The organism is Bradyrhizobium sp. LTSP857 (assembly GCF_000938285.1).
Taxonomy (GTDB): domain Bacteria; phylum Pseudomonadota; class Alphaproteobacteria; order Rhizobiales; family Xanthobacteraceae; genus Bradyrhizobium.
Genome location: NZ_JYMS01000007.1, coordinates 463,722 through 477,276 on the forward strand (window position 1 = coordinate 463,722; position 13,555 = coordinate 477,276).

The 13,555-nt window shown below is 63.6% G+C and carries 13 protein-coding genes; 4 read left to right on the forward strand and 9 right to left on the reverse strand.

The genetic code is table 11. From position 1 onward, the window contains the following. Positions 1 to 79: 79 nt before the first annotated feature. The 9 genes from UP06_RS03765 to UP06_RS03805 all read right to left on the reverse strand — a co-directional run bounded on the left by UP06_RS03765 (position 80) and on the right by UP06_RS03805 (position 8,680). Positions 80 to 280, reverse strand: a complete 201-nt coding sequence (locus UP06_RS03765) for a hypothetical protein (protein WP_045000594.1) — start codon at positions 278 to 280, stop codon at positions 80 to 82. A 121-nt stretch (positions 281 to 401) separates the two neighbouring features. Next, positions 402 to 1,571 (reverse strand): acetyl-CoA acetyltransferase, encoded by a 1,170-nt coding sequence (locus UP06_RS03770; protein ID WP_045000596.1) that lies wholly within the window; start codon positions 1,569 to 1,571, stop codon positions 402 to 404. A gap of 58 nt (positions 1,572 to 1,629) precedes the next feature. Continuing rightward, on the reverse strand, positions 1,630 to 2,280 hold the full coding sequence (gene eda / locus UP06_RS03775; RefSeq protein ID WP_045000598.1) for a bifunctional 4-hydroxy-2-oxoglutarate aldolase/2-dehydro-3-deoxy-phosphogluconate aldolase: 651 nt from the start codon (positions 2,278 to 2,280) through the stop codon (positions 1,630 to 1,632). Between the two features lie 13 nt (positions 2,281 to 2,293). Further along, complete coding sequence (locus tag UP06_RS03780; protein WP_045000600.1) at positions 2,294 to 3,274, reverse strand: sugar kinase; 981 nt, start codon at positions 3,272 to 3,274, stop codon at positions 2,294 to 2,296. Between the two features lie 23 nt (positions 3,275 to 3,297). Then, the gene (gene denD, locus UP06_RS03785) at positions 3,298 to 4,284 is read right to left on the reverse strand and encodes a D-erythronate dehydrogenase (RefSeq protein WP_045000602.1); all 987 of its coding nucleotides are present in this window, start codon (positions 4,282 to 4,284) and stop codon (positions 3,298 to 3,300) included. A gap of 79 nt (positions 4,285 to 4,363) precedes the next feature. Beyond that, a complete protein-coding gene (locus tag UP06_RS03790) occupies positions 4,364 to 5,239 on the reverse strand; it encodes a carbohydrate ABC transporter permease (RefSeq protein WP_045000604.1) in 876 nt (291 codons plus the stop codon). 2 nt (positions 5,240 to 5,241) lie between these two features. Continuing rightward, positions 5,242 to 6,189, reverse strand: coding sequence for a carbohydrate ABC transporter permease (locus UP06_RS03795; protein WP_082078458.1), 948 nt, complete (start codon positions 6,187 to 6,189; stop codon positions 5,242 to 5,244). Positions 6,190 to 6,256: 67 nt separating this feature from the next. Then, a complete protein-coding gene (locus UP06_RS03800; protein ID WP_045000608.1) occupies positions 6,257 to 7,570 on the reverse strand; it encodes an ABC transporter substrate-binding protein in 1,314 nt (437 codons plus the stop codon). A 48-nt stretch (positions 7,571 to 7,618) separates the two neighbouring features. Then, positions 7,619 to 8,680, reverse strand: coding sequence for an ABC transporter ATP-binding protein (locus tag UP06_RS03805; protein ID WP_045000610.1), 1,062 nt, complete (start codon positions 8,678 to 8,680; stop codon positions 7,619 to 7,621). A 205-nt stretch (positions 8,681 to 8,885) separates the two neighbouring features. Between UP06_RS03805 and gntR the strand changes: the two genes are divergently transcribed. The 4 genes from gntR to UP06_RS03825 all read left to right on the forward strand — a co-directional run bounded on the left by gntR (position 8,886) and on the right by UP06_RS03825 (position 13,549). Continuing rightward, a complete protein-coding gene (gene gntR / locus UP06_RS03810) occupies positions 8,886 to 9,986 on the forward strand; it encodes an HTH-type transcriptional regulator GntR (RefSeq protein WP_045000612.1) in 1,101 nt (366 codons plus the stop codon). A gap of 122 nt (positions 9,987 to 10,108) precedes the next feature. Further along, a complete protein-coding gene (locus UP06_RS03815) occupies positions 10,109 to 11,938 on the forward strand; it encodes an IlvD/Edd family dehydratase (protein ID WP_045000614.1) in 1,830 nt (609 codons plus the stop codon). A gap of 115 nt (positions 11,939 to 12,053) precedes the next feature. Then, the gene (locus UP06_RS03820; RefSeq protein ID WP_045000616.1) at positions 12,054 to 12,785 is read left to right on the forward strand and encodes an SDR family oxidoreductase; all 732 of its coding nucleotides are present in this window, start codon (positions 12,054 to 12,056) and stop codon (positions 12,783 to 12,785) included. A gap of 17 nt (positions 12,786 to 12,802) precedes the next feature. Beyond that, positions 12,803 to 13,549: an SDR family NAD(P)-dependent oxidoreductase gene (locus UP06_RS03825; RefSeq protein WP_045000618.1), complete on the forward strand. Its 747-nt coding sequence runs from the start codon at positions 12,803 to 12,805 to the stop codon at positions 13,547 to 13,549. Positions 13,550 to 13,555 lie beyond the last annotated feature (6 nt).

Sequence of the window (13,555 nt, forward strand, 5' to 3'; positions counted from 1 at the left end):
TCGGCCCGCGATTTCGGTCCAGCTAACGGCAGTGATGCCGTGCGCGCAAGAGCGGCCTGCGTATGGCCGCATGCGTCCGCTATTTCTTCTGGCGGGATTCGCGGACCTTCAAGAGCCGGTCGAGTTCGTCATTCTGCGCGTTGATGCGGTCGGCGATGCGCGCCTCGTTCTGCTCGCCGGAGGCGGCAGCAGCCTGCTCGATCAGCTGCCTGATATTGTCCTCGAGGATCGCGATGCGATCGTTGAGTTGGTCCAATGAGAGGTAGTCGTCGTTGCTCATGATGCACCTGCAAATCAATCAGGAGCCGTAGGGCGGGCAAAGCGAAGCGTGCCCACCATGATCTAGCGCAAGAAAGAAGGTGGGCACGGCGCTTTCGCGCCTTTGCCCACCCTACGCGAACCTACTTCAGCGGCTCCAGCACGGAGACGTAGTTGGCGACCGCGGCGCCACCCATATTAAAAATGCCGCCGAGTTTTGCATTTTTGATCTGCATGCCCTCGGGCGCCTGGCCGGCGAGCTGCATCGCGGTCATCACGTGCATGGAGACGCCGGTGGCGCCGATCGGATGGCCCTTGGCCTTCAACCCGCCGGACGGATTGACCGGCAGCTTGCCGTCCTTGAGCGTCCAGCCTTCCTTGATCGCGCGGGCGCCCTGCCCCTTCGGCGTCAGGCCCATCGCTTCGTATTCGATCAGCTCGGCGACGGTGAAGCAGTCATGGGTCTCGACGAAGGAGAGATCGGTGAGCGCAACGCCCGCCTGCTCCAGCGCGCGCTGCCAGGCAACCGTGCAGCCTTCGAACGCGAGGATGTCGCGCTTGGACATCGGCAAGAAGTCCTGCGCGTGCGCGGTGGCGCGGAAGCCGATCGACTTGCTCATGCCCTTGGCGGTTTCGGCATCAGCCAAAATCAGCGCCGCGGCACCGTCGGAGACCAGCGAGCAGTCGGTCCGCTTCAGGGGGCCGGCAACGTAAGGGTTCTTCTCGCTCTCGGCGCGGCAGAACTCGAAGCCGAAATCCTTGCGCATCTGGGCGAAGGGATTGGCGACGCCGTTCTTGTGGTTCTTGGCCGCGATCAGCGCCAGCGCATCGGACTGGTCGCCGTATTTCTGGAAATAGGAGCTGGCGATCTTGCCGAACACGCCGGCGAAGCCGCCGACAGTGTCGCCGTCTTCCGGCAGATACGAAGCCTTGAGCAGGTTCTTGCCGATCTCGGCGCTCGGCGTGCGCGTCATCTGCTCGACGCCGACGACCAGCACGATTTTGGCGGCGCCTGCGGCGATCGCACGCACGCCCTGGTGCACGGCGGCCGAGCCAGTCGCGCAGGCGTTCTCGACGCGGGTGGTCGGCTTGAAGCGCAGCTTCGGGTCGGCCTGGAGCACCAGCGAAGCGGTGAAATCCTGCGGCGAGAAGCCAGCGTTGAAATGGCCGAGCACGATTTCGTCGACGTCGGACGCGGAAATGCCGGCATCGGCCATCGCCTCATTGGCAACGCGGGTGACGAGGCTTTCGACGGTTTCGGTGTCGAACTTTCCGAACGGCGTATGCGCCCATCCGACGATGCTGGCGGTCATGGTTGTTCTCCCTAGGATCTCTTACTGACCTAAGTCTTAGCCCAAGGATGGCAAGACTTCACGTGGCTTTCAGGGCCTTCAGCGTGCGCTCGCAGATGGCAGTTATGCCGGCCCAGTTGCCGGCCCTGATCTCCGCCGTCGGGCACAGCCAGGAACCGCCGACCGCCACCACATTGGGCTCGGCAAGCCAGGTCGCCGCATTGGCCTCGCCGACGCCGCCGGTCGGGCAGAACCGCACGTTCGGGAACGGACCGCCGAGCGCGCGCAGGCCCTTGATGCCGCCGGCCTGCTCGGCCGGGAAGAATTTTGCCACGTCGAAACCGTGGGACAGCGCCATCATCAGTTCGGACGCGGTGGCGATGCCCGGCGCGAACGGCAGGGAGCTATGGGCCGCGGCCTTCAGGAGATCGGGGGTCAGGCCCGGGCTGATGCCGAACGCGACGCCGAGCTTCTCGACACGGACGAAGTCGGCCGGATTGAGAATCGTGCCGATGCCGACGACCGCGTCGGGGACTTCGGCCATCATCGCCCTTGCGGCCTCGATCGCAACAGGGGTGCGCATGGTCACCTCCAGCGTGCGGACGCCGCCTGCAACCAGCGCACGCGCCAGCGGCACAGCATCCTGGATACGCTCGATGGTGAGGACGGGAATAACAGTCGCAGCCTTGAACAGCGCGACGAGGTGGTTCTGTTGGGCAGTCGTGGTCATCGTTGTCGCTTCTTTACTTGGTTGCCTGGCGAGAACTCGCTGGCCGGTGCCGCTTCTTCGGCGGCATGGCATAGCCCGGAATGATGGCGCCGGGATAGCAGATCACGAGGCTGGCGAGGCGATGCCCGGCCTGGGCGGCCTCGACCGGGTCGGAACCGCCGAGCCGGGCCGCGATATAGGCCGCAGCAAAACTGTCGCCGGCCGCCGTGGTGTCGACCACCGGCTTGGTCATGGGCTCGGCGCGGACCTCGCGGGTCGCCCCGGAAAAGCGCAGCAGGCTCACCGGCTCGGCGAGCCGGAATACGAGCTCGGGCGTGGGGATGCGCGCCATCAGTTGCTCATGGCTTTCACCGGGATAGAGCGCGAGCAGATCCTCAGTCGAAGTCAGGGCGATGTCAGCGGCCGCAAACGCTGAGGCAAAGACCTCGCGGGCGACGTCGCGGTCGGGCCAGCCGCGCGCGCGGAAATTGGTGTCGAACACGAAGCGTGTACCAAGCAGGCGCGCGCGCTTGATCGCCGCGAACAGGCGCTCGCGCCCGGCCGCCTCGTAGATCGAGAGCGTGATGGCGGAGAGATAGACGATGTCGTAGCTCATCAGCGAATTGAGGATCTCGTCCGTCTCCGGCAGATCCATCAGCCGGCGTGCCGCCGCGCTGTCGCGCCAGTGGAAGAACTGGCGCTCGCCCTTCGCATCCGTCTGGATCATGTAGAGGCCAGGCAGCTTGCCCGGCAGACGCAGCACGCGCCGGGTGCCGACGCCCTCGGCGGTCCAGGCCGCGATCATCTCATCGCTCAAGCCGTCGTCGCCGAGCGCGGTGAGATAATCGACCTTGACCTCGAGCCGCGCCAGATAGACCGCGGTGTTCAGGGTATCACCGCCGAAGCCGCGCGAGTACAGCCCGCCGCCCTGCCCGGCAGACTGTCCCGAAGACTGCCCACCTTGGGCCTGCCGGAGCTCGACCATGCATTCGCCGATGCAAGCAACGCTCGCCATCACTTTACCCGCTCAGTCACAGATCAGGCGACGAAGTTGCCGCCGAGCTCGTCTTCGATGTGAATGCGGATGATATCGTCAAAGGTCTTCTCGGCGGTGGTGAAGCCGAGCTCGAGCGACCGCTTTGCATTGAAATTGCGCGGCCAGCCACCGACGATGCCGATGATGAAGGGATCGGGCTCTCGCTTGATGCGCGCGGCGACCTTGTCGCCCGCAACACGCTTCAAGGCCGCGATCTGCTCGCCGACCGTGGCTGACAGGCCCGGCATGGTGAGGTTGCGGCGCGGGCCGACGGTCGCGAGATCCATGGTGCCGGCATGGAGCAGGAAGCCGACGGCGGAGCGCGGCGTGGCGTGCCAGTGGCGCACGTCCTCGGAGACCGGCAGCACGACCTCCTTGCCGGCCAGCGGCTCGCGCAGGATGTTGGAGAAGAAGCCCGATGCCGCTTTGTTGGGCAGACCGGGCCGGATGCAGATGGTCGGCAGGCGGATGCCGATGCCGTCGAGGAAGCCGCGGCGGGAATAGTCTGCGAGCAGCAGCTCGCCGATCGCCTTCTGGGTGCCGTAGCTCAAAAGCGGCGTGTGGAAGAACTCGTCGCCGATGGCTTCCGGGAACGGCGCGCCGAACACCGCGATCGAGGAGGTGAAGACCACGCGCGGCTTGTAGCCGCCGCCGGCAAGCCTGACAGCGTCGAGCAGCATCCGTGTGCCGTCGAGATTGATGCGGTAGCCCTTGTCGAAATCCAGCTCGGCCTCGCCCGAGACGATCGCGGCGAGATGGAAGATGACGTCGGGGCGGCCGGCGACCAGCTTTTCGGCAGCACCGGGCACGGCGAAATCGCCCGACACGGTCTCGACGGCAAAGCCCGCCTTCTCCGGCTTCTTCGGCTCGACCACGTCATGCATGGTGAGCTTGGTGATCTCGCTCTTGCCGAGCCGGCCGTCGCGCAACAGCCGTTCACACAATTTGCGGCCAACCATGCCGGCGGCGCCCAGAACCAGAATGTGCAAGAGCCTACTCCTTTTTATTGGCCGGAACGCACCGCTGCTGGTGCGTTCTTTTGGCGCGCTCTCAAGGCAGGCCCCGCGATCATTCCTTCACGGCGCCGGTCATCGCCGACACATAATACTCCACGAAGAAGGAATAAAGGATAACTACTGGGACCGAGCCAGTCAGGGCCGCCGCCATCAGCGCGCCCCAATGGTAGACGTCGCCATTGACGAGCTCGGTGATCGCGCCGACGGGGATCGTCTTGTTCTCGGACGAGGAAATGAAGGTCAGCGCGTAAATGAACTCATTCCACGACAACGTAAAGGCGAAGATGCCGGCCGAGATCACCCCCGGAAGCGACAGCGGCAGCGTGATCTTGGTGAGGATCTGGAGCCGCGTGGCCCCGTCGATCAGCGCGCACTCCTCCAGCTCATAGGGAATGGTGCGGAAATAGCCCATCAGGAGCCAGGTGCAGAACGGGATCAAGAAGGTCGGATAGGTCAGGATCAGCGCCAGATTGCCGTCGAACAGGCCGAGCTGGAACACAATCGCGGCCAGCGGAATGAACAGGATCGACGGCGGCACCAGGTAGCCGAGGAAAATCGCCAGGCCGACGTAGCGTGACCCCTTGTAGCGGAGACGCTCGATCGCATAGGCCGCGCAGACGCTGGCAAACAGCGAGATGAAGGTCGAGCACACCGAGACGATCACGGTGTTCCACATCCACAGCGGATAGTCGGTCTCGAAGAACAGCTTCGTGATGTGCTCGAACGTCGGATGTACGATCCAGAACGGATTGTACTTCTCGTAATCGTACATCTCCGCGTCCGGCTTGAAGGTCGCGACCGTCATCCAATAGAACGGAAACAGCAGGAAGACCATGATCAGGCCGAGCGGAAGGTAGACGCGAAGAAACTTCCGCGGAAAACTTTCCAGGTAGGACATTCCGACGGTTTGGTCGTCCGCGGTGCTCATGGTCAGTCCCTTCCGCCCTGCTGCCAGCGGGAGCGCTGAAGTCCGAAGAAGCTCAACAGGATCGCCGCGACCAGAAACGGGATCATTGCGTTCGAGATCGCCGCGCCCTCGCCGAGATTGCCGCCGGTGATGGCGCGCTGGAACGACAGCGTCGCCATCAGATGCGTGGAGTTGATCGGCCCGCCGCGCGTGATGGTGTAGATGAGCTGGAAGTCGGTGAAGGTCATCAGCACCGAGAATGTCATCACCACCGCGATGATCGGCGACAGCATCGGCAGCGTGATGTGGCGGAAGCGCTGTAGATTGGTGGCGCCGTCGAGATTGGCGGCCTCATAGAGCGAGGGCGAGATGGTCTGGAGTCCGGCCAGCAGCGTGATCGCGACGAAGGGCACGCCGCGCCAGATATTGGCGACCACCACCGACCAACGCGCGTTCCAGGGATCGCCGAGAAAGTCGATGTAATGCGTGATCAGGCCGGCCTTGATCAGCACCCAGGAGATGATCGAGAACTGGCTGTCGTAGATCCACCAGAACGCGATGGCCGAGAGCACCGTCGGCACCACGAATGGCAGCAGCACGATCGCCCTGACGATCGACTTGAACGGCAGCCGCTCATTGAGCAGCAGCGCCAGGTAAAGTCCGATGGCGAATTTTATGATGCTGGCGGCCACCGTGTAGAAGATGGTGTTGAACACCGATAGCCAGAACACGGAGTCCTTCGCGAGCGAGACGAAGTTTCCGAAGCCGATGTAACGGCCGACGCCGCCGATCTTGGTATCGGTCATGCCGAGCCACAAGCCCAGCAACAGAGGATAAGCCAGAAACAGAATGAGGATGGCAATTGCCGGCACCATGAACATCGCGCCGAGAAAGTTTCGGCTTTCGAACGCTCTGGACCACAGGCTGCTGCGCTTGATCTGCGCGGCGATGGGCTCGGCCATAACTGCCATGTCGGACTTCCCTCACAGAACGACGACGGCGGCGCCCAGCGAACTGGACGCCGCCGTCTGTGGCTGATCAGACCTGATAGTAGCGCTTGGCGCGCTCGGCGGCGCGGGCGGCTGCTTCCTTCGGCGTGACCTGTCCGGCGGCCGCTTCCGCGAACATATCGACCACGACGAAGTCGCCCATGACGGCGGCCGAGGCATAGCCGAGATCGCCGGCGTAGCCGTTGTCGCGGCAGCGCTTCAGGCAGTCGCGATACGGTGTGATCTTTGGATCGGAGGTCCAGACCGGGTTGTCGTTATAGGCCGGGAGCGGCGGCGAGACGTAGCCGTTGGAGGCAACCTCCCACGCGTCGTAGTTCTCCTTGTCCATCATGAACTTGATGAATTCCTTGACCGCCTTCGGATACTTCGAGTGCTTGTAGCCGTAATAGACCAGCACGTTCTGCTGCTCGGTCGACACGCCCACGGGCCCGATCGGCATCGGCGCGTGGTTCATGTCCTTGGCGATCTCCTGCTGCTTGGGATCAGGGGAGTTCTTGCCGACGGTCCAGATCGAAATGCCGTTCAGGGTGAGACTGAGCTCGCCGTTGAGGAACGCCTTGTTGTTGTTCGAGTCGTTCCACGACAGCACGCCCGGAATGAACGTCGCATAGAGCTGCTTGACGTATTCGATCGCGGCGATCGTCTCCGGCGAGTCGATGACGACCTCGTTCTTGTCGTTGACGACCTTGCCGCCGAACGCCCACAGCGCCCACTGGCACCAGCCGTTGGCGTCGCCCGTGGCATGGCCGAGCGCGAAGCCGGCCGGCGTGTTGTTCTTCTTCAACGCCTGGCAGAGCTTGAGGAAGCCGTCGGTGTCCTTCGGGAATTCGTCGAAGCCTGCGGCCTTCACGTGGCTGATGCGGTAGTTCAGGCAGCCGCCGGTCGCGCCCTGCGGAATCGCGATCCAGCTGTTGCCCTTCTTGCCGTAACGCTCGGCAACCGGATACCAGCCGCCATACTGCGCGCCGAGATAGTCGGCGACGTCAGTCATGTCGATCAGCTTCTCGGGGAATTTGAAGGGATCGTCGAGCGTGCCGACGATGAGATCGGGACCGGCGCCGACATTGGCGGCGACCGCGGCCTTCGGCCGGATGTCTTCCCAGCTCTCGGCCTCCAACTTCACCTTGATGCCGGTCTTCTCGGAGAACTTCTTGGTCTGCTCGGCGAACTTGTCGAACTCGGCCTGAATGAACTGCTTCCAGCGCAGCACGCGGATGGAGGCATTCGGCTCCGGCGTGTTGGTCCACTCCGCCGCGCGGACTGGAACGATGCCGGGGCCGGCGAGCAAGGCTGCGCCGCCCAGGCTGGCTTTAAGCACACTACGCCTGTTGAAATCGCTCATCGTTCTCTCCCTGATTTTTTATATTTGTATTGGTTTGGTCTTACGTCGCTACATGCGTTTACCTGTCGCCTCGTCAAACAGATGCACCAGCGACGGGTCGGGCTTCAGCCTGATCTTGTCGCCAGGATTGAACTGGTGGCGTTCGCGGAAGATGGCAACAACCTGCTCGCCGCCGACCTTGGCGAACACCTGGGTCTCCGAGCCGGTCGGCTCGACCACGACGATCTCGGCCTCGGCGCCGTCGTCAGCGATGGTGAAATGCTCGGGACGGACGCCATAGACCGCGGGCCGACCGTCGGACGCGGTCGGCGCAGTCGCGAGCGGCAGCTTGACGCCGTTCGGCCCTTCGAAGGTGGCAACGCCGTTGACCCGGACGTGGCCTTTCAGGAAATTCATGGCGGGAGAGCCGATGAAGCCGGCGACGAACTGGTTTTCCGGCTTGTCGTAGAGCTCGAGCGGCGTGCCCATCTGCTCGACGATGCCGTCATGCATGACGACGATCTTGTCGGCCATGGTCATGGCCTCGATCTGGTCGTGGGTGACGTAGACGGTCGTGGTCTTCAGCCGCTGGTGCAGCTCCTTGATCTCGGTGCGCATGGCGACGCGCAGCTTGGCATCGAGGTTCGACAGGGGTTCGTCGAACAGAAACACCTGGGGATCGCGCACGATGGCGCGGCCCATGGCGACGCGCTGGCGCTGGCCGCCGGAGAGCTGGCGCGGATAGCGATCGAGCAGCGGCGACAGCGCGAGAATTTCGGCGGCGCGCTTGACGCGCTTGTTGATCTCGTCCGAGCCCGCATTCCGCAGCTTCAGCGAGAAACCCATGTTCTCGCCGACGGTCATGTGCGGATAGAGCGCGTAGTTCTGAAACACCATCGCAATGTCCCGCTCCTTGGGCTGGACATTGTTGACGACGCGGTCGCCGATCGAGATCGTGCCGGAGGTGATGTTCTCGAGGCCTGCGAGCATGCGCAGAAGCGTCGACTTGCCGCAGCCGGAGGGGCCAACCAGGACGACAAACTGGCCATCCTCGATCGGAATCGAGACGCCGTGCAGGACTTCAAAATTGCCGAACGATTTCCGCACGTCGCGGATTTGCACAGACGACATCTAGCTCCCTCCTCCGACGCAGGCGACGCACCTGTGGCGCCGCCACCGTCTTGTTTTTCTGAACTTCGCCGATACGAAGCCCGCTCTTAGCAGGCGACATTGTCGGCAGTTTGTGCGGTTTTGGCAATTTGTCTTTGGTTAGTCGTTGCTGGTAGCGCTGTCAACGTTCCTTTGTTTGCGGGAGTGAGTGTGTTAAGAGCAGCAAATGGGTCGAAAGCGCACCAAGTCTGGCAAAATCCGGCTGGCAGAAGTCGCCGAACTCGCTGGGGTCAGCCCGATTACGGCCTCCCGCTTCTTCCGCAATCCGGAGGCGCTGTCGGTCGCCAAGCGGACGCGGGTCGACAGCGCGGCCAGGGAGCTCGGCTATGTGCCGAACCTGGCGGCACGCGCACTGGCCTCGCAGCGCACGGAAGTGATCGGTGTCTTGATTCCGTCACTGACCAACAATGTGTTCTCGGACGTGCTGCGCGGCATCTACCATGCGTCCGAAGACAGTCGTTACTCGATCCAATTGTCCAACACACGCTACAGCATTCTCCAGGAGGAGAAGCTGCTGCGCATCTTTCTTGCGCAGAAGCCGGCCGGGCTGATCGTGACCGGGATCGACCAGACCACGGAATCGCGTGCGATGCTGGAAGCGGCCGACTGCCCGATCGTGCAGATCATGGAGATCGGGCCCAACCCGGTCGACATGATGATCGGCTTTTCGCACTATGATGCAGCGCGTGCCGCGCTTGACCATCTGTTCGGGCAAGGCCACCGCAAGATCGGATTCGTCGGCGCGCGGATGGACCCAAGGGTGCAGCGGCGGCTCGACGGCTACCAGGCCGCCATGAAAGATGCGGGCCTGTTCGACCCGCGCCTGATCGTCGCAACGGCGACACCGACCTCGGTCACGCTCGGCGGCGCGCTGTTCACCGATCTCCTGGCCAAGGCGCCGGATCTCGATGCGGTGTTCTGCGCTAATGACGACCTTGCGCTCGGCGTGCTCTTCGAATGCCGCCGCCGCGAGATCGCGATCCCCGAGCAGATCGCGATCATCGGATTCAACGACCTCGAATTCATGGCCTCGGCCGTCCCCACCCTCACCAGCGTGCGCACCAACCGCTACGAGATGGGCCGGACCGCCGCCACCATGCTGATCGATGCGATCGAGGGCCGGCGCCCGGAGCGGCCGGTGCTCGACCTCGGCTTCAAAGTGATGGAGCGCCAGAGTTCGTCGCTGCGGCGTTCGGACAGCAGGCCAGCCCTTTCCGGCACAGGCCCGGCGAACAAAATGGTAGCGTTACCAAGCAGCCATGATTAGTATCGAACTTGTGAGGAAACGACCCGCCAGCGGGCAGGCAGACTATTGCGCGCGTCATTGGGCATCACACAAGCCGCGCGCCCAAGACTGACGCCAGTGCGTTTGCATTGCAGGAGAAACCAATGACAAAAAAGCCAACCAATGGGCATGCGCCCGCCGGTAACGGCACCCGCCGCCATCTTCGCTCGCAGGAATGGTTCAACAACCCGCACAATCCGGGCATGACGGCGCTCTATCTGGAGCGCTATTTGAACTACGGCCTCACCCGCTCCGAGCTTCAGTCCGGCAAGCCGATCATCGGTATCGCGCAAACCGGCAATGACCTCTCCCCCTGCAACCGCCATCACATCGAGCTTGCGCACCGGGTGCGTGAAGGCATCCGCGAGGCCGGTGGCATTGCCATGGAATTCCCGACCCATCCGATCCAGGAGACCGGCAAGCGCCCGACCGCGGCACTCGACCGCAACCTCGCCTATCTCGGCCTGGTCGAGATCCTCTACGGCTATCCGCTCGACGGCGTGGTGCTGACCACCGGCTGCGACAAGACCACGCCTGCCTGCATGATGGCGGCGGCGACCGTGAACCTGCCGGCAATCGTGCTGTCGGGCGGACCGATGCTCAACGGTTGGCACAATGGCGAGCGCACCGGTTCGGGCACCATCGTCTGGAAGTCGCGCGAGCGGCTCGCCGCCGGCGAGATCGACTACGAAGAGTTCATGGAGATCGTCGCGTCCTCGGCGCCGTCGGTCGGCCATTGCAACACCATGGGTACCGCCTCGACCATGAACGGGCTCGCCGAAGCGCTCGGCTTCTCGCTGCCCGGCTGTGCCGCGATCCCCGCCCCCTATCGCGAGCGCGGCCAGATCGCCTACGAGACGGGAAAACGCGCCGTCGAGATGGTCTGGGAAGACCTCAAGCCGTCGGACATCCTGACCCGCAAGGCGTTCGAGAATTGCATCGTGATCAATTCGGCGATCGGCGGCTCGACCAACGCGCCGATCCACATCAACGCGCTGGCGCGCCATATCGGCGTGGAGCTCTCGATCGACGACTGGCAGAAATTCGGCCACGACGTGCCGCTGCTGGTGAACATGCAGCCGGCCGGCTTCTATCTCGGCGAGGAATTCCACCGCGCCGGCGGCGTGCCGGCCGTGGTGCGCGAATTGATGAAGCACAAGCGCATCCATGAGGATGCGGTCACGGTCAACGGCCGCGGCATCGGCGAGAATTGCGCCAACGCGCCCAAGCCCGACAACGACGTGATCTGGGCTTACGACAAGCCGATGGTGAAGGACGCCGGCTTCCTGGTGCTGAAGGGCAATCTGTTCGATTCCGCCATCATGAAGACCAGCGTGATCTCCAAGGAATTTCGCGACCGCTATCTCAACAACCCGAAGGACCTCAACGCGTTCGAGGGCCGCGCCATCGTGTTCGAGGGACCGGAAGATTATCACGAGCGGATCGATGATCCGTCGCTGGACATCGACGAGCGTTGCGTGCTGTTCGTCCGCGGCACCGGCCCGATCGGCTATCCCGGCGGCGCCGAGGTCGTGAACATGCAGCCACCTGCGGCGTTGATCAAACGCGGCATCCACTCCCTGCCCTGCATCGGCGACGGCCGCCAGTCCGGCACCTCGGGCTCGCCCTCGATCCTCAATGCCTCGCCTGAAGCCGCCGCCAATGGCGGGCTCGCGATCCTCAGGAACGGCGACCAGGTCCGCATCGACCTCAACAAGGGCAGCGCCAACATCCTGATCTCGGACGACGAGGTGAAGAAGCGCCACGCCGAGCTGAAGGCCAGTGGCGGCTTCAAGCATCCGCCGAACCAGACGCCGTGGCAGGAGCTCTACCGCAACACCGTCGGCCAGCAATCGACCGGCGCCTGCATGGAGCTCGCGACGCGGTATCAGAACGTCGCCGGCACGTTTGGTGTGGCGCGGGATAATCACTGAGTTAGGCACACGTAGCCCGGGTGAGCGAAGCGACACCCGGGATATCCGCTCCCGGATATCGCGCACGCGCTCATCCGGGCTACGGCATTGAACAAGATCGAGGAGAACAAAAAAAATGGCAGACCGCCTCAAGAGAAAACGCGCAATCGTCACCGCCGCAGCGGCCGGCATCGGACGCGCATGCGCCATCGCATTTGCGCGTGAAGGCGCGACCGTCATCGCCACCGACATCAACGAGGCCGGCATCGCGGGCCTGACCAAGGAAGGCATCGCCGAGGTCGCAAAACTCGACGTCCGCAACACCGCCGACGTCAACGCCTTTGCCAAGCGGATCGGCAAGGTCGACATCCTGCTCAATGCAGCCGGCTTCGTGCACCACGGCACCATCCTGGATTGCTCGGAAGAGGATTTTGACTTTTCGTTCGACCTCAACGTCAAGTCGATGCACCGGACCATCAGGGCGTTCCTGCCCGACATGCTCGCGGGCGGCGGCGGCAGCATCGTCAACATCTCATCCTGCGCGGCGCTGCGTCCGCCGGCGAACCGCTACGTCTACAGCTCGTCCAAGGCTGCCGTGTCGCTGCTGACCCGCGCGGTTGCGCTCGACTTCATCACCAAGGGCATCCGTTGCAACAGCATCTGCCCGGGCACCGTCGAGACACCCTCGATGCTCGACCGCGCCGCCGCGCAAGGGCCGCAGGGCAAGGAGATGTTCGTCTCTCGCCAAAAGATGGGCCGGCTCGGCACCGCCGACGAAATCGCCTCCATGGCGGTCTATCTCGGCAGTGACGAAAGCGCGTTCACCACCGGCGTCGACCTCGTCGTCGACGGCGGCTACATGCTCTGACGCTAAAGGCTTCCAGCATGAACAAGATCGATCTCAATGGCCGCGTCGCCATCGTCACCGGCGGCGCACAGGGCTTTGGCCGCGCCATCACGCAGCGCTTTGTCGCCTCCGGCGCCAAGGTCGCGATCTGGGACTTTGACGCCGCGCTGGCGGAAAAGACGGCGAAGGAAATCGGCGGCGAGACCAAGGTCTTCAAGGTCGACATCACCGACACCGCAGGCGTCGAGCAGGCGCGCGACGCGACGCTGGCCGCCTTCGGCAAGATCGACATCCTCGTCAACAATGCCGGCATCGCCGGCGTCAACAAGCCGGTCTGGGAGACCGATCTCGAGGAGTGGCGCAAGGTGCTGCGCATCAACCTCGACGGCCCCTTCATCGTCTGCAAGGCGATCGTGCCGACGATGCTCAAGCAGAAATACGGGCGGATCGTGAACATCGCCTCGATCGCCGGCAAGGAAGGCAATCCGAACGCGTCGCACTATTCGGCGTCGAAGGCCGGCCTGATCGCGCTGACGAAGTCGCTCGGCAAGGAGCTCGCCGCGCATGACATCCTGGTGAATGCGGTGACGCCGGCGGCCGCGAAAACCGCGATCTTCGACCAGATGACGCAGCAGCATATCGACTTCATGCTGTCGAAGATCCCGAAAGCGCGCTTCGTGCTGGTGGAAGAGCTTGCCGCGATGGTGAGCTGGCTCGCATCCGAAGATTGTGCGTTCTCGACGGGGGCGGTGTTCGATATCTCCGGCGGGCGCGCCACCTATTGAGGATGC

Bases quoted from the DNA above. Each gene is read 5' to 3' on its own strand.
- UP06_RS03790 (WP_045000604.1), bottom strand. From the start codon at position 5,239: ATGAGCACCGCGGACGACCAAACCGTCGGAATGTCCTACCTGGAAAGT.
- UP06_RS03825 (WP_045000618.1), top strand. From the start codon at position 12,803: ATGAACAAGATCGATCTCAATGGCCGCGTCGCCATCGTCACCGGCGGC.
- UP06_RS03795 (WP_082078458.1), bottom strand. From the start codon at position 6,189: ATGGCAGTTATGGCCGAGCCCATCGCCGCGCAGATCAAGCGCAGCAGC.
- UP06_RS03800 (WP_045000608.1), bottom strand. From the start codon at position 7,570: ATGAGCGATTTCAACAGGCGTAGTGTGCTTAAAGCCAGCCTGGGCGGC.
- UP06_RS03780 (WP_045000600.1), bottom strand. From the start codon at position 3,274: ATGGCGAGCGTTGCTTGCATCGGCGAATGCATGGTCGAGCTCCGGCAG.
- UP06_RS03815 (WP_045000614.1), top strand. From the start codon at position 10,109: ATGACAAAAAAGCCAACCAATGGGCATGCGCCCGCCGGTAACGGCACC.
- UP06_RS03805 (WP_045000610.1), bottom strand. From the start codon at position 8,680: ATGTCGTCTGTGCAAATCCGCGACGTGCGGAAATCGTTCGGCAATTTT.
- gntR (WP_045000612.1), top strand. From the start codon at position 8,886: ATGGGTCGAAAGCGCACCAAGTCTGGCAAAATCCGGCTGGCAGAAGTC.
- UP06_RS03820 (WP_045000616.1), top strand. From the start codon at position 12,054: ATGGCAGACCGCCTCAAGAGAAAACGCGCAATCGTCACCGCCGCAGCG.
- eda (WP_045000598.1), bottom strand. From the start codon at position 2,280: ATGACCACGACTGCCCAACAGAACCACCTCGTCGCGCTGTTCAAGGCT.
- UP06_RS03765 (WP_045000594.1), bottom strand. From the start codon at position 280: ATGAGCAACGACGACTACCTCTCATTGGACCAACTCAACGATCGCATC.
- UP06_RS03770 (WP_045000596.1), bottom strand. From the start codon at position 1,571: ATGACCGCCAGCATCGTCGGATGGGCGCATACGCCGTTCGGAAAGTTC.